Source organism: Neptuniibacter sp. 2_MG-2023 (assembly GCF_030547495.1).
Classification (GTDB): Bacteria; Pseudomonadota; Gammaproteobacteria; order Pseudomonadales; family Balneatricaceae; genus Neptuniibacter.
In genome coordinates this window covers 23,981-47,486 of record NZ_JAUOQC010000019.1, presented here as the reverse complement: position 1 = coordinate 47,486, position 23,506 = coordinate 23,981, and the positions used below count along the sequence as shown (strand labels likewise).

Here is a 23,506-nt window from a genome sequence, read left to right as displayed (position 1 = left end):
GATAAAGACTTTGGTGGCTGTCACTGTCAGGCCTTTATGCTGACAGGGGATATGTACAATGCGGATCCGGTCTGTGCTAAGTCGGAGCATCATCACCTGATCGAAGAAGCGCGGGAACGTGCGGAAGCGGTGGTTAATAATCCTGATGAGTTTACCTTCAGAAATGAACGTAACTCTAAAGTATTTGCTAAAGGTTAAGGCTCTAATTGGCCCATTCTTTCTGAGGGTTTGGGCCTTTTTTGTTATTTAAAGTCCTGCTGTTAGTCGTCAAGTGAGTAGTTATTGCGACACTTGTTGGTATTTGCTGGGTCATATGTTTCTTTTGTTTGCGACACTCTGTTGCTAATACTGTAGCAATTCCTTTTGAAACGCCCTAATCATAAGGATTTTTGGGGTTGGCCTAGTTGTTGCTGAATACTAAAGCAAAGCCTAATTGCGCAGTGTTGATGGTTATCCATGTAGCGATCTTCTTGTTATGCATTTATGGGCTTACTGATAACAACAATAAATAAAAAAGATAAGGTTATGCCACATTACTTAATTGTATTACTAATCGCCTTTATTGCTTTGAAGGCTAGTGCTGAAGACTATCCGGATGTACGTGTTGCAACTTTGCAGCATGGTACTGTCAATTGGGAGATGGATGTTATCCGTCACCACCACCTTGATGAAAAAAATAATTTCACGCTGGCTGTTATGCCTGTAGGTGGCAAAGATTCAAGTGCTGTTGCCCTACAAAGTAAAGCCGTTGATCTAATGTTTAGTGATTGGATCTGGGTGAATCGTCAGCGTTTTAATAACCGCATGTTTGGTTTCTCGCCGGTATCAGCGGCAGCTGGAGGCTTATACGCCCAACCCGATAGTGCTGTTCATTCGTTAAGCGATCTCTATAGTCAGCGGGTTGGAATTGCTGGCGGTTCCGTAGATAAAAGCTGGTTGTTATTGCAAGCCTATAGCAAACAGTATTTGGGACGAGATCTAAAAGAGCTTATAGAGCCTGTTTTTGCCGCGCCGCCGTTGTTAAACAAATTAATGTATGACGGAAAGTTAGCATTAAGCCTGAACTTTTGGCATTACAGTGCAAAGCTTAAGGCTCGGGGTTTTAAGCCGATTATTACGGTTGATGAGATTATTAAAGGCTTAGGCGTTGATACCCAAGTACCGCTTGTCGGTTGGGTGTTCTCCGAAGAGTGGCGCAAAGCGAATCAGCAGCTTTTAGGCCAGTTTTTGATCGCATCACAACAAGCTCGCCATATTTTATTGACGTCAGATGAAGAGTGGCAGCGTATTAGACCTCTTATGCGGGTGGAAAGTGATGAAGTCTTTCTGGCGCTTAAGCAAAGTTACCGAGAAGGTGTGCTTCGTCAATTTGGATTAAGCGAATTAAATGCACTTGATAGCTTGTATAGCATTATGGCTAAAGAAGGTGGTGCTGCATTGACGGGGGGCGCAGAGCAATTAGATCGTACATTGTTTTGGTTGCCTGATCAGAATGAAGGCGTAATACAACTGGAAGCTGGGGGCGCTAAATAATGCGTCACAGCCACAGTCGTACGTTTCAAGGTCGTGATTTAGAAAAGCTTAAGACAGAGAGTGAAACAGAGTCTAATCAGACATCTAAGGTCAAAGTAATGTCACTATCTTTGCTTAGATGGCTAATTCCATTAGGTGTGATTCTATTAGGTTGGCAGTGTACGGCTCTTTTTTTGGCTAGCGATAATGTGCCTAGCGTAGTCCAAGTTTTTTCTAGTTTACAGTCCCATTTGGTTAATGGTGACATGCTGTATCACTTAATGGTTACGCTGTACCGTGTTGCATTAAGCTTTTGTATCGCTATGTTTTTTGGCGTAATGATCGGCATCGTTATGGGAGCGTTTCCTCGCTTGAATGAAGCGGGGGATTCGTTGTTAGTGATTGCGCTGAATGTACCGGCTCTTGTCACTATAATTTTATGTTACGTTTGGTTTGGTTTAGTCGAAGCCGCGGCTATAACTGCTGTAGCAATTAATAAAATTCCGACCGTGATCGTGATGGTAAGAGAGGGGGCTCGAGTAGTAGATAGAGACCTGCTTCAAGTCGCTCAAGTTTTTAAAGTCTCTCCGTTTCGTTGTTTCTTCAAAGTTTACCTACCTCAGCTTTATCCGTTCATCATGGCGTCAGCTCGATCAGGACTTTCATTGATATGGAAAGTTGTCCTTGTTGTTGAGCTTTTAGGTCGCAGTGATGGTGTGGGTTTCCAGCTAGGTACCTTTTTTCACTTCTTCGATATTGCCAGTATCTTGGCATACACCTTAGCTTTTGCAGCAATTATTTTGGTTATTGAAGGGCTATTGATGCGTCCTTTAGACCGTTATATAGCGAGAGGAAATTATAACGACAGCGGTGCGGGCGATAATGGTCGCTATAAGGGGGGACTGTAATGGTTAATCTTAAGATCGCTATTGAACGGAAATCTTACGCGAAAAATATGCCTGATGTATTAGGCCCTCTTGCATTTAACGTTTCACAGGGGGAATTTGTTTCTCTTGTCGGCCCGTCAGGAACGGGTAAAAGCACATTGTTGAATATGATCGCAGGGCTAGAACCTATTCAAGACGGCTCTATTCGATTTAATGATCAGCTTTTGGCAGGTAGCCCTCCTTGTAAATTGAGTTATATTTTTCAGCAACCGCGTCTAATGCCTTGGCTTACTGTCGCTGATAACCTTCGTCTAGTTATGCCTGATTCTGCACCGTTTGAGATAGAAAAGATGCTGGATAAGGTTGGCTTAAAAGGTAAATCAGATTGTTATCCAAAGCAGCTGTCGGGTGGTATGCAACGGCGAGTGAGTATTGCTCGGGCTTTTTTAACTCGTCCAGATGTTTTGCTTTTAGATGAGCCTTTTATCTCTCTTGATGCCCCTAATGCCCACCGCTTGCGATCTCTTTTAGTTGAGCTGTGGTTAGAGCATAAAACTACGGTTGTTTTTGTTACGCATGACCTTAATGAAGCGATTCAGTTGTCTGATCGTATCATTTTCTTATCTTCATCCCCCGGCACGGTACTACTTGATAAGGAAGTTGATCTTCCTCGACCACGGGCTGATGAGGATATCCATTTTCAGAATTGGAAAAAACATCTACTCAGTCAAAACCCTGGCTTGTTAGAAGGACAGGCCGACGGTATTGAATATGAGTCATTTTCAGGAGGTTTTATATGAATACCCCTGCAGCGTTAGAGTTAGTTGGTGTTAGTAAAAGTTATGGTCAGCTAACAGCACTTAATAAGATAGATTTGTCTATAAAACAAGCTCAGTTCATAGGCCTGCTTGGCCAGAATGGGGCAGGTAAAACCACGTTGTTCCAGCTGTTAACCGGTTTGTTTAATAGTGATGAAGGCCAGATTCATGTGTGCGGGCACGATATTAGTCGTAACCCCATTGGTGCCTTATCAACCTTGGGTGTTGTGTTTCAACAAGCAACATTAGATTTAGACCTGACGGTACATGGCAATCTTAAATTTCATTGTCTACTTCATGGGCTAAGCCGAAAGTTGGCAGAAGAGCGCATTGATAGTGAATTAGAGCGCTTTGATATGCAGGCGGTCCGAGATAAACAAGTACGTGGTTTGAGTGGCGGAAACCGCCGTAAGATTGAACTTATTCGTGCTTTATTACATCAGCCAAAAGTTTTGTTGATGGATGAGGCAACTGTAGGTCTTGATCCTGAATCACGCAAATCACTTGTAAACCATGTGCTTTCACTCTGTAAAGAGCGGGAAATCGCCGTGTTATGGAGTACGCATATAGTGGAAGAAGTTCAAGCTGCTGATCGTGTGATCGTATTAGATAAAGGCAAGATATTAGCTGAGTCTTCCCCCGAACAATTACAGTCGCAGGGGATTGAACCTAGTTTGTCCCTCGCAGATGCATTTTCACAATTGATTAATAATAACAAAGAAATAGGAGTCGCTTATGAATAAGTTTTTGAAAGGAATGAAATTTGGATTGCAGGCCAGTGCGTTAGCCTTGTCGTTGAGTGTTGCGGCTCATGTTCAAGCTAAATCAGGCTATGTTTTCGTGAGCAGTGAAAAAGATGATGTGGTCACTGTTTTTGATGCCAAGGGTATGAACAAAGTTACTGAGATTAAAACCAGTGAACGTCCTCGTGCTATGCAGCTAAGTAAAGATGGTTCTCTTCTTTATGTAGCCTGTGGTGATGATGACGCCATTGATGTAATTGATGTGGCTGCGCTAAAAGTCAAAAAAAGTATTGATATAGGTGAAGATCCAGACCGTTTTGACATCTCACCGGATGAGAAATTTCTTTATGCTTCAAATGAAGATGACGGTCTTGTAACGGTTTACTCATTGGAAGCAGACAAAAAAGTTGCTGAGATTGAAGTAGGCGAAGAGCCAGAAGGTGTATTAGTTAGCCCTGATAACCGCTTAGTTTATGTGGCATCTGAAGTCGCGAATATGATCCATGTGATTGACGTTGAAAGCAGAGAAATTATCGAGAACATCGTTGTGGGTAACCGTCCACGCCGAATGGAACTAACACCTGATTTGAAAGAGCTTTGGGTGAGTAACGAGGTGGGCGGCACGATCACCATTCTTGATACTACAACTTATGAGCAGACCGCTGAGCTAAGTTTTGCTCCTAAAGGCATGCGCGCTGAGAGCATCTCGCCAGTAGGTATGGCAATGACTAAAGATGGCAAGCTTACTTATGTGACTTTAGGTAACGCTAACCATGTAGCCGTTATTGAGACAGCGACTCATAAAGTGTTGGATTATATTCTTGTTGGCAAGCGCGCGTGGGGTATTAGTCTGAATAATGATGAGAGCAGACTTTATGTCACAAATGGTAAGAGTGATGATCTTGCAGTGATTGATACTGCGAAATTAAAGGTTATCAAATCAGTACCAGCAGGCCGAGTGCCTCATGATGTTGTTGTAGACGACTAAGATTGGGAGGCATTCAGTTTATGAAAATAATTAGACCGTTCTTGGCTTGTTGCATCTCAGTGTTAACCCTTTTGGGTTCTCCTTTGGTGATGTCAGCAGATGAGTTGAAGACCCTTAGCATTGCGCTGATCGAGTATGAAGAAGATCCTCGATATAGAGATAACATTATCGATGCTCGGTATCAGGCTCAGCCGTGGGGGCGTTTAAATGACGCCGCAAAACTTGCGATAAAAGAATCAAGATTTGCCGCTCAGAAAAAAGGGGTTAAATTTGAACTTGATCGCGAAGCGGTTTCTGAACTGAGTGCCTTACCTAAACTTATCGAAGAATTAGAAGCGCAAGGAACGCGATTCTTTTTATTAGATCTACCAGGTGAAGGGGTTAGGCTTGTATCTAAAGCCATCCAAAATCCAGAGAGCTTATTATTTAATTTAAGTGCCTTGGATAACGATCTACGTAGTGAATATTGCCAAGCTAATTTACTGCATATAGCACCCAGTCGAAGTATGTTGACTGATGCTATGGCGCAATATCTTGTTTCCAAAAAGTGGAAAGAGGTATTGGTGCTTTACAGTGAAAGCGAAGCAGATTCACGCTATTTGCAGTCTTTACAAGTATCAGCGAAAAAGTTTGGTGTTGATATAGTTAATGAAAAACCGTTTAAGTTGGGTAATGACCCGCGTCAACGCTACCGTAATAATATCTCTCTACTGACAGCTAAAGATGATTACGATGTAGTCTATGTTGTTGATCATAGTGGTGAATTTGCAGTAGATGTACCGTACTCAATTATCCAGCCGCGTCCGGTCGTAGGTGCTGCAGGCCTTGTCGCTGATTGGTGGCATTGGGCATGGGAACGAAATGGCGCACCTCAGGTAAATAAACGTTTTTTCAAAAAAGGTAAGCGTCAAATGACCGGCTATGACTGGTCCGCTTGGATGGCCGTGAAAGTGATCGCCGAAGGTGTTCTGCGACAAGAAAACTTCGCACCTGATCTGCTGTTAAATACCTTATTAGCTGAAGATTTTAAATTGGATGGTGCTAAAGGTTACCCTCTTAATTTCAAGCCTTGGAATCATCAGCTGAGACAGCCTATATTTTTAACATCACTTAATCGAGTGATTGGCCGTGCCCCAGTTGAAGGCTTTTTACACCCTGTAAATAATTTAGATGTACTAGGTAATGATCGTGGAGAGGGGCAGTGTGATTTGTCCAAAAATACTGCGTCAGGAGCTAAATAATGAATACATCGCATGCTTTCAATGCGTTCACTGCATTATCTGCCCGAGAAACTGGTAAGTTTCTTCGTCAGAAAGGACGTTTGTTTTCTGCGTTGGTGCGTCCGGCACTTTGGTTGCTGGTGTTTGCTGCTGGGTTTCAAAATGTATTTGGCGTAGCGGTTATACCGCCTTACGAATCCTATATTGAATATAATGTTTATATAACACCGGGCTTACTTTGTATGGTGATGCTTTTTAATGGCATGCAATCATCATTAACAATGGTGTATGACCGTGAAGTAGGGGTGATGCGTTTATTGCTTACGGCACCGCTACCCCGTTGGTATATTCTATTTTGTAAGCTATTAGCTGGTACATTACTTTCTCTATTGCAGGTCTATGCTTTCTTAGTAATCTGTTGGTTATTTGATGTAGATATACCGTTTATGGGTGTGTTCACAGCGCTTCCAGCCTTTATATTATCAGCGTTGATGCTTGGTTCTTTAGGTTTGTTGTTATCTGTATCCGTCAAGCAGCTTGAAAACTTTGCCGGCATGATGAACTTCGTTATTTTCCCTATGTTCTTTATTTCGCCAGCACTTTATCCTTTATGGAAGCTGGAGGAGTCTGGAGCTGAGGTTGTTTATCAAGTGGCGCAATATAATCCATTTAGCTACGCAGTTGAGTTAGTACGCTTTGCCTTGTATGGACAGCTGAGTCTCACTGCGCTTGCTGTAGTAAGTGGATGTTTTATCTTATTCTTTGTTCTGGCCGTGATTGGTTATGATCCTCAGAAAGGTGTTATCACGCGCCGTAAAGGGTAAAAAAAATCAGAGTCAGGTTATCCTGGCTCTGAATTTTTGTTTTAAGATGTTTCTTCTCTTCTCTTCTCTTCTCTTCTCTTCTCTTCTTAGGCTGCTGCGTATTCTACGAGAGGAATAGCGCGAGTGACTATCCAGTAACTTGATATGGCGAGCGTACCTATAGAGACATAATAGGGAAGCGGTTTGTTGAATATCAGCTTTTTACTGAGCAGTGAAGTCAATGCAAAAATCACTACATAGATAAATAACTGTCCCGCCTCTATTCCAAGATTGAAACCGAACAGGTTAATAAGGCTAGTTTGAGCTCCCTCCTGCGCCAGTTCACTAAATACAAATGAGAAGCCAAAGCCGTGGATAACGCCGATAATAAGTAGGGGAGTTGTGCCTAAATGTTGTGCTTTATTAAAAAGCAGAGCGATGGCTGTTATGCCAATGGTTAGAGCAATTAAGAGTTCGATGCCTGGGGTGAAAAGGGGGGATGAGATCGGCGCGCTATCTCCCACAAATAAACTAAATGAGTGACCAATAGTAAAGGCCGTAGCGAGTGATAAAAGTCTTAAAAATGTTGGTGCACTAAAAAACAAGAGAACGACGAAAAGCACGTGGTCTAGGCCAATCAATATGTGACTAAACCCATCCTTAAATCCGCTCATTAATTTATGAGAAAGCGTAGGTTGGTGCTGAGAGGAGTAGTCTAAAATCCCGACGGTAGTTTCAGAGATCTGCTGCTCATCTATGTGGAGAGTAATGATGTTGGCTAATCGATTGATGGCGTTAAACTTATCTCCTAAATAGCTTGTGATCGTAATATCATTTTCGACAATTGATGTATGCGGCAAGCGTAATTGAATATCAATGCCTGAATCAAAGAGCTTAGTTGCATCAGGAGTGATCGCCAGTTCGCCGCTAAAGTTCTCTAATGCGGTATCTAGATTGCTAAAGGGCTTGCGGCTGTCGGTATTGAAAATATGAATCTGTTCAACAGAGAAGGGCTGAGTAACGCCATCTTTTGTGAATGTGTAGCCTTGGCTGATGTAGTTTTTTAAACGATCAAGCGTTATTCGCACTTCATCATGCTTAATAAAATAATCATTCCCTTCAGGTGCTGCTCTTTGTTCTGTGAACGGTAGGTCTTGATTGCTATCTATACCTTGCCATGTGTTGTCGAGAAGGACTAGAGGTAGGGGCATACGCATTAAGGCAATAGTATCTTGATTATCTTGATAAAGATGAATGATACGGGGCTCAAAATGTGTGAAATGCGCTTGAGCGATTGAACAGAATAGTAGTGTAAATAGTGCGAATATTTTTTTCATTATTTTGGCCACCTTCTATTCATAGCACCGCCTTAAAATGGAGGGGCTATGAATAGGGTTCAAATAGTAGAGTGAAGTATCTGTTAGTAGCGCGGGTCCCACATTCTACGACCGGTTTCTTTTTCATAACCTTGGCCAAATGGGTAGCTCACAATTTCAAGCTGCATTCCCCATGGCGCCATAAAGTAAACCCAAGTCAGATCTTTCATACCTGTATCGGTAAATGTATGAGGCTTACCTAAGATTTTGATGCCTTTCTTCTCTAAAAATGCGACAGCTTCGTTCATATCATCTACATAAAATGCAAGATGGTGACCGCCTATATCACTATTGCGAGGAGGTGTTTGTTTTTGATCAGGTGCGGAATATTCAAAAATTTCTAGAGCCGGGCCATTACCGCAACGCATAAGGTGGGCTGTTTTTATGACCGCTTTCTTATGAACATTAAGGTTTTCTGTCATCCAATCATCGTCGAAAGGTCCAAATGGGCCAATGGAGAAAAATGACTCACAGCCAATGACATCTTTAAAGAATGCCGTTGCTTCCTTTACGTTTGGGACAGTGAGCCCTAAATGTTGAACGCCGCGCATTCCTGGCATTCCCGCCTGAGCTATTTGTGCAAACGAGGCTAAAAGGAATAGGCATGCTGTAATTATTTTTGTTTTTTTCATTTGTGTACTCCATGTTTTACTAGTGTTTGTATAGAGAAATACACTTTTTATGCCAGTTCTCAGCTTGTTTTTTTATGCTCTGTAGGCCACGTATTTACTGCTGATAATGGAATTCTATAACACTTAAAGCATGGCTTGGGTCAGTGTGTGTCAAGGTTTTGAATCACACTGTTTCAGGGGCTGAGGCAGACCGTCTTTATTGGTTGCAGTGGTTATTTCTAATAAGGAGGGCATTAATCTTAGAACCCCTGCATAAACAGGGGCGGGCACGTATGTTTCAGTCGTTTACTTAACGGTTTGCAAAGTACATTGTTACCTCAAATCCAATTCTAAGATCTGTATAGGCTGGTTTTGTCCAGTTCATAAAAATACTCCTTCAATTTTGATTCTTGTTTTTAATAATCATTTTTATGACGATTAAGTCACTATTGGCGAAAGCAATAATTATGCCGAAGGCTAATTCAAAACTCTTTGTTAGCTGAGAACCTGTTTTTCTGCTTGTGAGGCTTGTTTTGGAGTAAGGTAGTCTAGGCCAGTGCTAGGTTTCTACTATGTGGGGTTGGGATTAGTCGTTATTTCCATGTGAATGAGGATTATTAAATATACCACTACAGACTGTTCCATTGATTGATACAGTTTGTGACGTATAACCCATGCTCTTCCGACATTTAATGATTTTATTCAGTCTGTGAGGTTTTTTATTATCCATATATATCAATGATATAGATTCGTATTTTTGTTTCTGGCCTGCATTTTGCTGCTTGAGTTGTACATATGAGGGTGGACTTATTCGCTTAAGTGTAAGTTTGCATTATATCGATAGATGGAGAACGAGAAGTGATTAAAATAAAAAAACTAGTGCTATCTGCAAGTATCGCATCATGTATTGCATTGTCTGGTGCAACTACATCGGTTGCAGCGAGCCCCGCTACAGAAAATCCCAATGATTGGCCTCAATACCACAGAACCTCTGATGCATGGCGCTTTAGTCCGTTAGATCAGATTAATGTAGGTAATATTAATAAGTTAAAAGTTGCATGGATTCACCAGCCTGGTGATATCGAGATGGGTCTACAAGCGACTCCTATCGTTATTGATGGCGTAGCTTATTACATAGGCCCTAATAATAATGTATTCGCTGTAAATGCAGCTTCAGGTAAAACCATCTGGCATTATCAGCCAGACCTTGATTCAATCGTAGATGAAGTTTTTTATGTCGCAGCCAGCCGTGGTGTAACTGTAGGCCATGGTAATGTTTATGTCGGTTCTTTGGATGGTCGTTTTATTGCGATTGACCAGAAAACAGGTAAAGAGAAGTGGTCTACTCAGATTACTGATCTAGAAAAATGTTACGGCTGTCTTTTCTCATCTCCACCACAGCTCGCAGGTGATGTGCTGTTCGGTGGTACTACCGGTGGTGATCAGCCAACGCAAGGTAAAATCTTCGCGGTAAATGCTATTACCGGTGAAAAGATGTGGACCTTTGATATTCTTCAAAAGGATGATCCGAAAAGCTGGCCTGGTGATTCGGGCGAAGTCGGTGGTAGTGGTGCATGGTTACCCGGTACCTATGATGCCAAGAGCGATACTATATTTATCGGTACAGCCAACGCCGCGCCTGACTTTTATGGTGCTGAACGTGAAGGCGATAACAAGCACAGTGCCAGCCTTTTGGCGCTTGAACCTAAAACAGGTAAGTTGAAGTGGGCTCGTCAAGAGATTCCGCATGATGTTTGGGATTATGACGCAGCTTATGAAGCACTTAGCCTGAACCATAACGGCAAAGATGTGCTGGTTCACCTGAATAAAAGTGGTTATGTCTTCGTACTCGAAAAGAGCACGGGTGAAGTGGAAAATGTTTGGCCATTGGCTGAGAACATCACCTTCACTAAAGGGATTAATCCTAAAACAGGCGAGTTAATTGGCCGTAAGGCGATGCCTGTTGGTGAAGAAACCACTATATGTCCTTATCTTCTAGGCGCACGTAGCTGGAACCATGGTGCATACAATCCTAATACAGGTTTGTGGTACACCAATGCGATGGAAGTTTGTAACATCGTTGTACCAGCCCCTCAGGAACATGAAAATATCGGTATTGCCGGCCTTTATTTAGGTGTTAGCAAACTGGTTGCTGTTCCACCTCCTGGCAAAAAAGCCTCTGCTCGTCTTGATGCCCGTGATCCTATTACCGGTAAATTGAAATGGTCTATTGATTATCCGTTACCTGGTCTAGGTAGCGTGCTGACCACTGGCGGTAATCTAGTCTTCAATGGCGACCCTTATGGTGTTATCCACGCTTACAATGCTGAAAACGGTAAGGAAGTTTGGAAGTTTAATGCCGGTTCAGGTATTCGTGGCGGTATCGTAAGTTATTCGGTTGATGGTAAGCAGTATATCCTTGCTTCAACAGGCTTCGGATCTCATGCGCCTGGTTTTATGGCGAGTGCATTTCCTGAAGTAGGTGGCTTACCGGGTGGTGCAGCGTTGGTTGCATTTACCTTGGAAGATTAGTTCGCTGAGCTGTAATGAGGAGATGGTGAAGTACAGCCATCTCCTCTGTTTTGTAAAAGCTATCTATTGGGAGTAGATAACGATGAATAATAAAAATATTTTCACACCTATTCGTATTGGTTTATTAGCACTTGTACTTACAAGTGGTGTTGCTTATGCCGTAGCTCCACCCGTTGATGATCAGAGTAAAACCGAAAAGAAAAAAGATAAAGAAACGCCCGAACATATCGCCGCAATGAAAGCGAAAGTATTTAGTAAAGAAAGTGTTTCAGTTGCTATTGGTGAAAAACGTTTTAATCAGACCTGTGTTTATTGCCATGGATATGAAGGATCAGGCGGTAAAGCGCGTAAGTTACAAGGCCGAGAATTCGACGCTGACTACCTTTTCAAAACGATCACAAAAGGTAAAAAACGGGGCTCACTTGTTATGCCACCGTGGAAAAGAACATTTACACCTGAACAACGTTGGGAGTTGGTGACTTATATATTGTCTTTAAGTGAAGAAAAATAAGTTTGGAGACTCAAAATGTTTACAACAATAAAAAAATTAACTGTGTTGAGTTGTTTTGTCCTGAGCCCTCTAGCGTCAGCAGGAACAATTGAACAGATTTTAGAAAAGGGTGAGCTGCATTTATGCGCTCATCCAGCTCAAATGCCTTTTTCTGCACGAGCAGAAAAACCTAAAGGTTTCCAAATTGATGTTGCTAAAGCGATTGCTAAAAAACTAGATGTTGCGCTCAATGTTTCGTGGATTATGCCTAGGCGCCAAGCAAAGAAAGTAGGTTGTGATCTGTATTCAGGTGTTGCTCGGTTGGGCGATGGTGATTCTAAGTATATGTTGATTTCGGATCCCTACCTGCGCCTAGAGTTTAAACTTGTTACGTTAAAAAATAAGCCAACCATTAAAAACCTTGATGATCTTGGGGCTATGGTGGTTGGGGTTTCTTCTGGCAGTATCGCTTCGCACGCACTTAGCTCAAAGCAGATAGGTATAGCTGTACGGTTTGCTGATGAGGCTAGTCGCTTACAGGCGCTTGCTGATGGCTTAATTGATGCTGCTGTAGTGAGTAATGTATCTAGTGGCTGGTTTCAGCGTCAGCATGGCTTGCAGTTGGTCGAGGTCGATGCAGAAAAAATATTAAATGCTCAGTTAAATTACGATTATGCGTTGGGCTTAAGAAAAGCCGATCAGAATACTCGTGCGGCATTTAACCAAACCTTAGTTGATCTTAAAAAAGATGGAACACTAGGTGAGCTTTTAAATGAGTATGGTGTTTCCTCTCTTTGAGGATTTGCGATGAATGTTGTTGTCATCTCCGCTTCTGCGCTCCCAAAGCAGAACTTTTGAGCGCGCACTCCGCGCTCCTTTTTTTATTTTTGGAGTTTGCATTGTTATGCAGAAAGTAAGTATTCAGCAGGGAATTAAACAACGAGGTCAGGATAAAGTAGATCGTATTCCCGTTAAAATTATACCGACAACGGAAGAGGGAAAGCTGAAAAAGCCTGATTGGCTCAGAGTACGCTATAACGATTCATCTCAAGTTAATGAGATTAAACAGACCTTACGACAACACAGTTTGGCGTCAGTCTGCGAAGAAGCGAGTTGTCCTAATCTTTATGAGTGTTTCAGTAAAGGAACAGCTACTTTTATGATCATGGGGGATATCTGTACTCGTCGGTGCCCCTTTTGCGATGTGGCACATGGCCGCCCGAATGCGCTTGATAATGATGAGCCCGCTAAGCTTGCTGAAGCTGTGACCAGTATGGGGCTGAAGTATGTAGTAATAACCTCAGTGGACCGAGATGACTTGCGTGATGGCGGTGCAGGGCATTTTGTTGCCTGTATTGAAGAGATCCGTCAACGTAGCGAAAGCATCAGAATCGAGTGTTTAGTGCCGGATTTTCGAGGGCGGTTAGATGAGGCTATAGCTCAGTTCACGGATTGTGTGCCGGATGTCCTTAATCATAATTTAGAGTCTGTACCTCGGTTGTATAAAAAAATCCGTCCAGGTTCTAGCTATGAAGAGTCTTTAACCTTACTTAAGCGTTTTAAAATCGAGCATCCTGAGATTATGACTAAATCCGGCATAATGCTTGGTTTAGGCGAGAGTGAAAGTGAAATTTATGAGGTGATGCAAGCCCTGCGTGATGTGAATGTCGACATGATTACAATAGGGCAGTATTTGCAGCCAAGTAAACATCACCTACCTGTTGACCGCTATGTGACTCCGGAGGAGTTTGATCGGCTACATGATATGGCTATGGAGATGGGTTTTGTGCACGCAGCATGTGGGCCTTTGGTGAGATCGTCTTACCATGCTGACGAGTATGCATTCGAAGACAATATCAAAGCTATAATTTAATGGAGTTTTTGTGCTGTAAAAATGATTGTTAGGCTGAAAAAATAGCCTAAGTGGTGACTTTAATACAAAAAACTGTTGATTATTTGTCCTAAAGTGCCGCAGACTGACGCATATAAATATAAAAAAAATACCTTGTCCTCATTGTAGTACTTTTGTGTAGTACTTTAGCGGGGCGGGGATGAGCAGGTGGAAAGATGTCTTCTAAAAGTGTAGATCATTCTAATGAAAAGGGTTTTCACGCTGGAAATCCTCCAAAGAACGAAGATGCTTTAACTGATAGATACATTGAAAACTCTTGGGAAAGGTGCCGAGATAGATACAAAATTTCGCAGCATGCTGATGTGAAATTTGTATCGCTTACCGACTCTGAGTTTAAAGAACGTCGCGAGCCTTTAGAAAAGCTACTGAGTGATTCAATCGGCGTATTCGATAAGATAAGAACCTTATCCAAAAATAGCGGTTATACGGTTCTTATTACTAATGAAGAGGGTGTAGCGGTTAAATCGTTTGCCGAATCCAGTGTCGGTCATGATTTAGTTGCAAAAGGACTTAGGCAGGGCACCTTGTGGTCAGAAAGTATTGTTGGGACCAATGGGGTCGGAACATGCTTAACTGAATGTAGTCCCGTCACTGTTTATGCTGAAGAGCACTACGGTAATAATTTACAAAGCTTTAGTTGTTCCGCTGCCCCACTTATCTCCCCTGATGGTACGCCGTTTGGTGCTATTGACGCGTCCACATTTGCCAATGGTAATCGGCTTGGTCAGGCGTTAGCATTAAATATGGTCTGTGAGACCGCTGATGAAATTGAAGCATTGGTGTTTAAAGATGCTTATCATAATCAGCGTGTTGTCAGCTTTTCGGTTTCCCCTGTTGTGTCTATTACCAAAGCGCTAGTTGCTGTTAATGACAGCGGTACCATTGTGGCTGCGACGACACCTATTCTTTTGACATTAGGGTGTCGTGATCGTTATGAAATTGTCGGTAAAAAATTTCAAGATGTCTTTAATTTAAGCTTTGAGCAACTGGAAGCCGCAGGTTCCGGTAGTGTCGAACACTATATGCAAGTCATGGGGAAACCGTATAAATTCCATGCGAATTTTTTACAAAATAATGCATATCAAATTCAGAGTCACCAACCGAGAACTGCGACCGCTAAACCGTTAGAGGTTGATAGTAATCTTCCCGTTAATACACCACTCATTTTAGCGGCCGGGAAAGAGCCAACACTACTTAAGCAAGCAACTCGCTGCCAGAGAATTATTAACAAAGGTATTAGTATCCTTTTACAAGGTGAAACGGGAACAGGTAAAGAGGTGTGGGCAAGAGCACTACATAATAGTAGTGATCGAGCAGATAAACCGTTTATCACACTTAATTGCGCCGCTATTCCTGAGTCTTTGATTGAAAGTGAGTTGTTTGGTTATGGTGCGGGCACATTCACGGGTGGTCTTAAAGCCGGCAAGATGGGTAAGATACAAGCGAGTGATGGCGGTACCTTATTTCTTGATGAAATTGGTGATATGCCATTAGAGCTTCAAGCTAGCTTGCTACGTGTACTGGCTGAAAGTGAAATAATTCCTTTAGGTGAGCATGAGCCTGTAGGTGTTAGTTTGAACGTGATCTGTGCGACCCACCGTGATTTAAAAGAGTATGTTGCACGGGGAGAGTTTAGGGAAGATCTGTATTATCGCATAGGTGGTTTCCAAGTTACTTTGCCTAGTTTACGACAGCGTAGTGATCAGCCAGTTATCATTGATAAAGTGCTGCAGGCTCTTTGTCTTGATGAGGGGGAGGTTGATCAAGTGGAAATTCATCCAGAAGCCATGGACGTTTTGAGTCAATATAGCTGGCCTGGAAATATTAGGCAGCTTAAAAATGTCCTTCAGTATGCGCTATGTATGAAAGAAGGAGATATGATACGCCTAGATGATTTGCCTGATGAGGTTTTTTCTAGCGAAGCGCTGTTACAAAAAGAGCATGAGGATGTGAACACAGTACCGCCGTTACGTGTTTTATCTATTGCTAGTGATTCTGGCAGGCTTTCAGAAAAAGAGCAGTTAGAAAGTATTTTGGAACAGCATCGCTGGGTAGTTACGCGTGCAGCAAAAGCAATGGGAGTTAGTCGATCGACCCTACATCGTAAAATCAAAAAGTATGGTCTTTTGAGTGAGGATCAACTCTCAGAGCAGTAAATTTATCCCTTAAATAATTTTAAATAGGCCATGTTGAAATGCATGGCTTTTTTTTATCTGTTAAGCGTTAAACGTCAGGTTTTTTATCTGAAACTTCTTCTCAAATCTATAGTCAGATTATGTTGGTCGGTGCTTGAAATAAAAACAATTGACCTAATATATTATAGATAACTCGTTGAATTTTAATATTTAAAAGGTGCTAGGAGTAATATATGACAGCAGAAGTAGCAACAGGGACTGTCGATACGACAACGTTACAAATGAAGTTGATTGCGCTGTCGGATGCATTAAAAAAACGTGTTGTAGCTCAAGATGAACTTATCGAGTATCTACTCATCGCACTACTCACTGACGGACATGTGTTGTTAGAAGGGCCGCCAGGGCTGGCTAAAACACGTACGATCCATGCATTAAGTGATCTTTTAGAAGGTACTTTTCATCGAGCGCAGTTTACGCCAGATCTTTTACCGAGCGATATTACCGGTACCGAGATCTATAACACTCAGAAGGGTGAGTTTAGCTTTCGCCCCGGTCCTCTATTTTGTAACTTACTTTTGGCTGATGAGATCAACCGAGCTCCCGCTAAAGTGCAATCAGCGCTTTTAGAGGCAATGGCTGAACGCCAGGTCACGGTGGCAGGAAAAACTTATCCCTTAGCCAAGTTCTTTATGGTAATGGCCACACAAAACCCATTAGAGCAAGAGGGGACTTACCCTCTACCTGAAGCGCAGTTGGATCGATTTATGCTGCATATTAGGGTGGATTACCCAGACCATGAACAGGAAAAAGAGATTCTCCGCCTTGTGCGCCATGAGCATACTGCAAGCTTAGATGGACAAATGGCATCTGCTGAAATTGCATTGACTGAAGATGAACTCTTTAGTGCTAGATCTGCCATTATGGAAACTTATATGGCGCCGAATCTTGAGGATTATTTAATTGCTTTGATTATGGCGACACGTCAGCCTGAGCTCTACGGCGACGACCTTAAAGGAAGCCTTATTTTTGGTGCTAGTCCGCGAGCGACGATTGCATTAGATCGTGCCGTTCGAGCTAAAGCGTGGTTAGCCGGTCGTGATTTTGTAACCCCTGATGATATTCAAGAGATCGCGCCTAGCGTATTACGTCATCGTATCGGCTTGAGTTATGTGGCTGAGGCTAAAGGGTTAGACAAAGACCAAATGATAGCTGAGCTGATTGCTCGTGTAGCTGTACCATAGCGGATAGGCGGTAGTTCATATGTTTCAGGGAGACAGTCCAAGGCCCATTCCTGCTGCCCGTAACTTACTAACGCTAGATGAGTTGGTAAGTTTACGCCACTGGCCACCTGCTAGAGGTCGTCAGCACGAGCGAATGGCCATTCGTGAGGGCCACCATCTGAGTCATATTCGTGGTCGGGGTATGGAGTTTGATGATGTGCGCGAATACCAACCCGGTGATGATATTCGGCATCTGGATTGGCGCTTAATGGCACGTACGGGAAAAGCTCATACCAAGCTTTATCGGGAAGAGCGGGAACGTCCTGTCTTTGTCTTAACAGACCTTCGCCAGCCTATGCATTTTGCAACGCGAGGTCATTACAAGTCTGTGTTAGCGGCTTACGCTGCGGCAATGGTGGTTTGGACTACTATTGCGAATGGTGATCGAGTGGGGGGGCGTATTCTTAATGATGGCGCGAGTGGTTTGTTTAAGCCTACCAACAATCGCCAGCAAGTGATGCAGATGATCTCTGCCTTATCTACAGCCTTTAGTCATGGCGCTACAGAAACCACTAACAATGCTTCTTTTGCAGAGCAATTAATGGAAGTGGAATCACTACTAAGTAGTGGCACTATTATTTATATGTTCAGTGACTTTCATGATGTTGATTCTACCCTTCAGCAGCACCTTATGCGTATAGCCCAGCGCTGTGAATTAAAAATGGTACTTATATCTGATCCGTTAGAAGCTCAGTTGCCATCAGGCAGAGACTATCGTTTTATCGGTGAGGGGCGTGAAGTCGTAGTGGATGCTAATACTCAACAGCAAGCTCAGTATTACTCTCAATTTCAACAACGTATAGATTTGTTAGAACAGCTACATAATTTGAGAGGGGTCGAGTTTGCTCATTGGCAAAGTAACCATCATCCACTGTTTACAATGAGCGGAGGGCAAAATGGATTATAGCCAAATTCCTTTGCGCGATATGCAGATGCCGGAGGCGATAGGTTGGTGGCCATTAGCTTATGGCTGGTGGGTTGTGTTAATAATCGTGCTCATTTCGTTAGTGTATTTAGCTCGCTACCTGCGTAAAAAGTTGAGTGACCCAAGACGTTATGCTCTACGAGAATTGAAGAGTATCGAACAGGCTTATTCACAGCATCAAGACACTAATCAATTGATTATGCAGAGTAATAGTTTGTTAAAAAGATTAGCGCTCTCCCTATATCCACGGGAGCAGGTGGCTAGTTTGTCTGGCGATAATTGGTGTCAATTTCTGCAAGATACGGGCGGTATTTCTGTTGAGATCGCACGTGAACTATTGGCCAAAGGCCCTTATCAGCGACAACGTTCAGATAGAATTGATCACACCCGGTTAATTCAGTTTTGTCGGCAGTGGATCAAACAGGTCAAGGGAGCTAAGTATGCTTGAGTTTGCTTGGCCTTGGTTATGGTTACTTGCACCACTGCCTTTTTTAGTCAGAGCTTTCATGCCTCCTGCAACAGGGGTTAGTAAAAATGCGCTTAATGTTCCTTTTATTGAACAAATGGAAAAGGCCGTAGTTGGACAGAGTAATATTGTGGGTCGTAAGGGCTACAGCGGGTTTATTCTCGCTTTTGTTGTGTGGTTACTGTTGGTCGCGGCTGCGACAAAACCACAGTGGTTAGGTGAACCTATCCCACAGCAATTAGAGGGTAGAGATTTAGTACTGGCTGTTGATCTGTCTGAAAGTATGTTTGAAACGGATTTTGAGCTCAACGGACAGTTGATTAATCGCCTTGTTGCTACCCGAATTGTTGCGGGGGACTTCATTGAACGACGACAGGGGGATCGCGTTGGATTAATTTTGTTTGGTGAGCAGGCTTATGTGCAAGCGCCATTAACTCATGATCGTGAAACGGTAAAAACCTTACTCGATGAAGCACAGATAGGTTTAGCCGGAAAGTCTACGGCTATTGGTGATGCAATAGGTCTTGCGGTCAAGCGTTTCCAGCAATCTGATAGCAAACAGCGGGTTCTGATCTTACTAACTGATGGTACCAATAATGCTGGTGTATTAGCGCCTACGGAAGCGGCAGAGTTAGCGGCAAAAGAGGGATTGAAAATCTATACTATCGGGGTTGGCGCAGATACCCGCTTAGGTCTTTTAAATTCACTCTCAAGCTTTAACTCATACATACAGGCCTCCTCCCCGACCAGTAATATTGATGAAACAACACTTACGTCTATTGCTGAGAAGACCGGAGGTAAATACTTCCGAGCGCGTGATATTGATCAGCTGGCAGAGATCTATGAGTTGTTAGATGAGCTTGAGCCTATAGCGCAAGATAATGAATTCTTCCGTCCGATAGATCCGCTTTATCATTGGCCCCTAATTGCGGGCCTTTTATTGGGGCTTTTATGGTTGATGTTGTTATCCAATCGAGTAGGGAGAGGGTAACGATGGAGGTTCTTAAACTATGCTAGCTGATTTTCATTTTTTACAGCCCTACTGGCTATTGTTGATACCCGTCGTATTGGTTCTTGCTTATTTCACGGTAAATAAACGTATTAATCAGACCCATTGGCAAGCCGTTTGTGATCCCGAACTTCTCCCTTTTCTTGAACAGAAAGGGGAGGAGCGCTCGCCATGGCTACCGATTAGTTTATTGATTGCAGCCTTAATTTTGATTGTTGCTGCGGCCCAGCCCGTATGGAAAAAACAGCCGCAGCCGGTATTTAAGCAAGGCGATGCGTTAGTGATTGCATTGGATCTTTCAGCATCGATGAATGCTGAAGATATTAAACCAAGCCGTTTGCAACGTGCGCGTTTTAAAATCGAAGATCTACTTAGGCGAATGCCTGATGCGGAGGTTGCGTTGTTAGTTTATGCAGCTGATGCTTTTAGTGTGACCCCTCTAACGGATGATAGCGATACTATATTGGCGCAATTACCGGCGATGACCCCCGAAATTATGCCTGCTCAAGGCAGTCGTGCGGATAAAGCGATTGCCCTTGCTGATCAACTTCTAAGCCAAGCGGGTATCAGCCAAGGCAATATTTTATTGATTAGTGATGAGGTCTTACCTGTCCAGATTGCAGCTACAGCAACACGGCTGAGAAGTCAGGGGCGACAGATTTCTATATTAGCCGTTGGAACTGAGCAAGGTGCGCCCGTAAAAACAGAGCGAGGCGTATTAAAAGATCAAAATGGGCAGATTGTTATCGCTAAAACCCAAGCCGATCTTATGCAGGAATCTGCCAGCTTAGGGGGCGGTGAAGCGCAAATGATAACCGCCGATGACCGAGATATTAATAATCTGATTGCTCAATTCCAGCGGGGGGATCAGCGTCCAACAGAATCTAACGAAAAAATAGATAGGTGGGTGAGCGAAGGGCCATGGTTTGTGCTTTTAGCTTTGCCTTTAGTTTTAATGGTTTTTCGTAAAGGAATTCTTGCGCTGTTAATGCCTTTGTTGCTGCCTAGTATGCTGTTTATGGCTATGGGACATAGCGGTCAGCTCCAAGCAGATCCTATTGTTGAAGGAGTGGAGGTTAGTGCCCCTGTCAATAACGAAGGGTCGTTGTGGAAAGACCTGTGGCAAACACAAGATCAGCAAGCTTTGGAACTTTATCGTTCAGGTGATAAGCAAAGTGCTGCAGCAAAGTTTAAAAACCCCCACTGGAAGCAGTTAGCTCATTATGAAAGCCAGCAATATGAACAAGCATTAGATGCTTTAGGTGAGCCTGAAACCGCTGCTGATTGGTATAACCAAGGGAATATATTGACTCGTTTAGGCGCGTTAGATACCGCACTTAGTGCGTATGAAAAAGCGCTTAAGATGAAGCCTGATTTTGATGATGCTTTGCATAATAAAGAGGTTGTAGAGCAACTGCTTCAGCAGCAGGAACAAGCTAATAAAAATGATAATGATCAGTCAAAAAGTGATCAAAAAGAGGGTGCTTCACAAGAGGATCATGCCGAAAGTACAGATGCTCAAGGGGCAAACTCTCAAGACTCTGAGGGGCAGACGTCTAAAAATGAAAGTAGCCAAGAGGGTGGGCCGCAAGAGGGTTCATCTCAAAACGGGAATGCGCAGAATGGCGGCTTTGACGATCAATCTAAAGCATCTAAGCAGCATGCAAAAAACAATATGTCGGGTGATCAGGGATCTTCCGGAGATGGACAGAATAATGACGAGCAAACTGCAGCAAACGAACAGTTACAGCAAGCAGTAAAAAATAAGATCGATCAACAATTAAAAAATGAGGCGCAAAAAGCCTCTGCATTGAATAAGACTGAAGACGAACAAACTGAAGATCAAAATAATGATCCGACAGAAAATATGAGCGCACAAGGTTCCCAGCAAGACCGCCAGCCTCTTGATGAGGAGCAGCAAGCAAGGCAGCAACTATTAAATAGAGTAGAGGATGATCCTGCGGGGTTATGGCGACGGAAGTTTATCTATCAATATCGTCAGCAGCCTAATGGGCAAGCAGTAGAGGAGAAACAGTGGTGAGATTATTTAAATTAGTATCCATAGTATTTACGCTACTGGTCAGTTTTCAGGTATATGCAGCTATAGATAGTCAGGTAGATAGAAATGTAGTGGAACAGGGCCAAACCTTTTTATTAATGCTTAACCTTACTCAAAATAATTCTAGCCAATTAGATCTATCCCCTTTAGAAAAAGACTTCGAAATTATTGGCCGTAGTCATCAATCGAGTACCACATTTATCAACGGGAGTTTGGAAAGTAGCACTAAGTTGATTATTACCTTAGCACCTAAGCGTGCAGGGAAATTAACGATTCCTCCACTGACCTTAGAGGGGGAGAAAAGCCAAGCACATAGTATTGAGGTTAAGCCGGTAAAACAGTTATCCGCTGCTGACGGTGGGGTTGAGCTTTTATCAACCTTATCTGACAAATCACCGATGGTTCAGCAACCGATTATTTATCAGATGAATCTTGTTTTAGGGCAACGCATTTATAACGCATCCTTCCAAGAACCGACCATAAAACAAGGTAAGGCGCTTATTCAGACATTAGGTGAACAGCGTCAATATAGGGAAACGTTGAATGGCCGTGAGTTATTAGTCATTGAGCAGTCTTGGCTGATCACACCACAACAGAGTGGGACATTAGAGATTGATAGCGCAAAACTTAGTGCAGAAGTTCGTCGCCTAAATGGGGGGAATACTCCTTTTCGTTCTATGAATGATCCACGGGCTATGCGGCGTATTTTTATCTCTGCCGATAGTTATAAGGTAGATGTGGCACCTATACCTGAAAACTTTAGTGGCAAGAATTGGTTAGCGGCAAGTGGATTAAGCCTTGAGAGTGAAGTCAGTAGTGAAGGATGGAAGGTTGGTGAGCCGGTTACTCGGACGATTAAGCTTGTAGCTAAAGGCGTTGGACAAGATCAGCTGACTGAGATTGTTCTACCAAAGGTTTCAGGTATTAAGCAATATGCGGCTAAGCCTATTTATGAACAAGAGCAGAAAGATAATGAGCTCAGTGTGAATATGACACAAGAGATCACCATCATTCCTAGCCAGCAAGGGGACGTTGTTTTACCTGAAATAAGGGTCGCTTGGTGGAATACAAAGACCAATCAAGAAGAGGTGGCTGTTTTAGAAAAACAGATTATCAGTGTTGCGCCTTCTGACACAGGTAAAGCAACAGAAAATCTGGATCAAAGCGCGAGTCTGCAGCCTAATGCAGCATTATCTCATGATGGTGTTGTACTGAACTCCGCTCAGACAACAAAAGCACAGCCCTTGTTGAAGGGGGATACGCCATCAATACCAATGGAACCGGTTCAGGCGAAAACGTCGTGGTTATTTATCGCTGCTCTAGTGATTTTTGGGGCTGCTTTAGGGAGTTTTATAACAGCTTTTTGGTATAAACGTTCTAAAAAGCAAGGGGGCGAGGTTAAAACTAATAAAGATCATCAGGCGCTTAGTTTAAGTTCTAGTTTAAATAAGTTGCATCAGGCCTGTAAAACGAACAACCCTCAATCTGCACGTGATGCATTGTTAGCGTGGGGACAGGTAAGGTTCCCAGGCTGTACTAATTTGAATAGCTTGCAGTTAAAGCTCTCTACCGAAGGCCGCGATTTAATTAATGAGCTCAATCGGTGTTGTTATAATAAAGAGCGTTCGAACTGGGAGGGTGAGAAGCTCTGGTGTGTAATAAAAAATTACAGTTCAGTGGATAGATCTAGTAAAGCTGAGGGTTTAGCGCCTTTAGTCCCTAGTTAAATGAACGGATTAT

At 42.9% G+C, this 23,506-nt stretch carries 21 protein-coding genes and 1 pseudogene; 19 read left to right on the top strand and 3 right to left on the bottom strand.

Translation table 11 applies throughout. The features are described from left to right. From Q4486_RS14740 to Q4486_RS14705, 8 genes and pseudogenes are all read left to right on the top strand, one after another. Nucleotides 1-198: pseudogene (locus tag Q4486_RS14740) on the top strand (pyrroloquinoline quinone biosynthesis protein PqqE); the annotation flags it as partial. Between the two features lie 327 nt (nucleotides 199-525). Next, nucleotides 526-1,533, top strand: a complete 1,008-nt coding sequence (locus tag Q4486_RS14735) for an ABC transporter substrate-binding protein (protein ID WP_303519939.1) — start codon at nucleotides 526-528, stop codon at nucleotides 1,531-1,533. Beyond that, entirely contained in the window at nucleotides 1,533-2,420 is an 888-nt protein-coding gene (locus Q4486_RS14730) for an ABC transporter permease (RefSeq protein WP_303418552.1), read from the top strand. The genes Q4486_RS14735 and Q4486_RS14730 overlap by 1 nt, the downstream gene beginning before the upstream one ends. Beyond that, the gene (locus Q4486_RS14725; protein ID WP_303519938.1) at nucleotides 2,420-3,199 is read left to right on the top strand and encodes an ABC transporter ATP-binding protein; all 780 of its coding nucleotides are present in this window, start codon (nucleotides 2,420-2,422) and stop codon (nucleotides 3,197-3,199) included. The genes Q4486_RS14730 and Q4486_RS14725 overlap by 1 nt, the downstream gene beginning before the upstream one ends. Beyond that, complete coding sequence (locus Q4486_RS14720; protein ID WP_303418546.1) at nucleotides 3,196-3,960, top strand: ABC transporter ATP-binding protein; 765 nt, start codon at nucleotides 3,196-3,198, stop codon at nucleotides 3,958-3,960. Before Q4486_RS14725 ends, Q4486_RS14720 begins: the two co-directional genes overlap by 4 nt. Continuing rightward, nucleotides 3,953-4,948, top strand: a complete 996-nt coding sequence (locus Q4486_RS14715; RefSeq protein ID WP_303418544.1) for a PQQ-dependent catabolism-associated beta-propeller protein — start codon at nucleotides 3,953-3,955, stop codon at nucleotides 4,946-4,948. Before Q4486_RS14720 ends, Q4486_RS14715 begins: the two co-directional genes overlap by 8 nt. Nucleotides 4,949-4,968: 20 nt before the next feature. Next, nucleotides 4,969-6,189, top strand: coding sequence for an amino acid ABC transporter substrate-binding protein (locus tag Q4486_RS14710; RefSeq protein ID WP_303418542.1), 1,221 nt, complete (start codon nucleotides 4,969-4,971; stop codon nucleotides 6,187-6,189). After that, nucleotides 6,189-6,992: an ABC transporter permease gene (locus tag Q4486_RS14705; RefSeq protein ID WP_303418539.1), complete on the top strand. Its 804-nt coding sequence runs from the start codon at nucleotides 6,189-6,191 to the stop codon at nucleotides 6,990-6,992. Before Q4486_RS14710 ends, Q4486_RS14705 begins: the two co-directional genes overlap by 1 nt. 86 nt (nucleotides 6,993-7,078) lie before the next feature. On the opposite strand, the gene Q4486_RS14700 is transcribed toward Q4486_RS14705, so the two are convergent. The 3 genes from Q4486_RS14700 to pqqA form a co-directional block, all read right to left on the bottom strand. Beyond that, nucleotides 7,079-8,308: a HupE/UreJ family protein gene (locus Q4486_RS14700; RefSeq protein ID WP_303519937.1), complete on the bottom strand. Its 1,230-nt coding sequence runs from the start codon at nucleotides 8,306-8,308 to the stop codon at nucleotides 7,079-7,081. Between the two features lie 83 nt (nucleotides 8,309-8,391). Beyond that, nucleotides 8,392-8,979: a VOC family protein gene (locus tag Q4486_RS14695; protein ID WP_303418533.1), complete on the bottom strand. Its 588-nt coding sequence runs from the start codon at nucleotides 8,977-8,979 to the stop codon at nucleotides 8,392-8,394. 289 nt (nucleotides 8,980-9,268) lie between these two features. Next, on the bottom strand, nucleotides 9,269-9,343 hold the full coding sequence (pqqA, locus tag Q4486_RS14690; protein WP_303418570.1) for a pyrroloquinoline quinone precursor peptide PqqA: 75 nt from the start codon (nucleotides 9,341-9,343) through the stop codon (nucleotides 9,269-9,271). 473 nt (nucleotides 9,344-9,816) lie between these two features. On the opposite strand from pqqA, the gene Q4486_RS14685 reads away from it, so the two are divergent. The 11 genes from Q4486_RS14685 to Q4486_RS14635 all read left to right on the top strand — a co-directional run bounded on the left by Q4486_RS14685 (nucleotide 9,817) and on the right by Q4486_RS14635 (nucleotide 23,493). After that, the gene (locus Q4486_RS14685; protein WP_303418530.1) at nucleotides 9,817-11,490 is read left to right on the top strand and encodes a PQQ-binding-like beta-propeller repeat protein; all 1,674 of its coding nucleotides are present in this window, start codon (nucleotides 9,817-9,819) and stop codon (nucleotides 11,488-11,490) included. 82 nt (nucleotides 11,491-11,572) lie between these two features. Further along, on the top strand, nucleotides 11,573-12,001 hold the full coding sequence (locus tag Q4486_RS14680; RefSeq protein ID WP_303418528.1) for a cytochrome c: 429 nt from the start codon (nucleotides 11,573-11,575) through the stop codon (nucleotides 11,999-12,001). A gap of 15 nt (nucleotides 12,002-12,016) precedes the next feature. Beyond that, nucleotides 12,017-12,778 (top strand): ABC transporter substrate-binding protein, encoded by a 762-nt coding sequence (locus tag Q4486_RS14675; RefSeq protein WP_303418525.1) that lies wholly within the window; start codon nucleotides 12,017-12,019, stop codon nucleotides 12,776-12,778. 106 nt (nucleotides 12,779-12,884) lie between these two features. After that, complete coding sequence (lipA, locus tag Q4486_RS14670) at nucleotides 12,885-13,853, top strand: lipoyl synthase (protein WP_303519936.1); 969 nt, start codon at nucleotides 12,885-12,887, stop codon at nucleotides 13,851-13,853. Nucleotides 13,854-14,047: 194 nt separating this feature from the next. Further along, a complete protein-coding gene (locus Q4486_RS14665) occupies nucleotides 14,048-16,048 on the top strand; it encodes a sigma-54-dependent Fis family transcriptional regulator (protein ID WP_303519935.1) in 2,001 nt (666 codons plus the stop codon). Nucleotides 16,049-16,308: 260 nt separating this feature from the next. Then, a complete protein-coding gene (locus tag Q4486_RS14660) occupies nucleotides 16,309-17,268 on the top strand; it encodes a MoxR family ATPase (RefSeq protein ID WP_303519943.1) in 960 nt (319 codons plus the stop codon). 19 nt (nucleotides 17,269-17,287) lie between these two features. Then, complete coding sequence (locus Q4486_RS14655) at nucleotides 17,288-18,214, top strand: DUF58 domain-containing protein (protein ID WP_303519934.1); 927 nt, start codon at nucleotides 17,288-17,290, stop codon at nucleotides 18,212-18,214. Further along, nucleotides 18,204-18,680: a DUF4381 domain-containing protein gene (locus tag Q4486_RS14650; RefSeq protein ID WP_303519932.1), complete on the top strand. Its 477-nt coding sequence runs from the start codon at nucleotides 18,204-18,206 to the stop codon at nucleotides 18,678-18,680. Before Q4486_RS14655 ends, Q4486_RS14650 begins: the two co-directional genes overlap by 11 nt. Continuing rightward, nucleotides 18,673-19,689 (top strand): VWA domain-containing protein, encoded by a 1,017-nt coding sequence (locus Q4486_RS14645; protein ID WP_303418512.1) that lies wholly within the window; start codon nucleotides 18,673-18,675, stop codon nucleotides 19,687-19,689. Before Q4486_RS14650 ends, Q4486_RS14645 begins: the two co-directional genes overlap by 8 nt. 19 nt (nucleotides 19,690-19,708) lie before the next feature. Next, nucleotides 19,709-21,748 carry a VWA domain-containing protein gene (locus Q4486_RS14640; RefSeq protein WP_303519929.1) on the top strand — a complete coding sequence of 680 codons (2,040 nt, stop codon included), beginning with the start codon at nucleotides 19,709-19,711 and terminating at the stop codon, nucleotides 21,746-21,748. Further along, nucleotides 21,745-23,493 (top strand): BatD family protein, encoded by a 1,749-nt coding sequence (locus tag Q4486_RS14635; protein WP_303519927.1) that lies wholly within the window; start codon nucleotides 21,745-21,747, stop codon nucleotides 23,491-23,493. Before Q4486_RS14640 ends, Q4486_RS14635 begins: the two co-directional genes overlap by 4 nt. Nucleotides 23,494-23,506 lie beyond the last annotated feature (13 nt).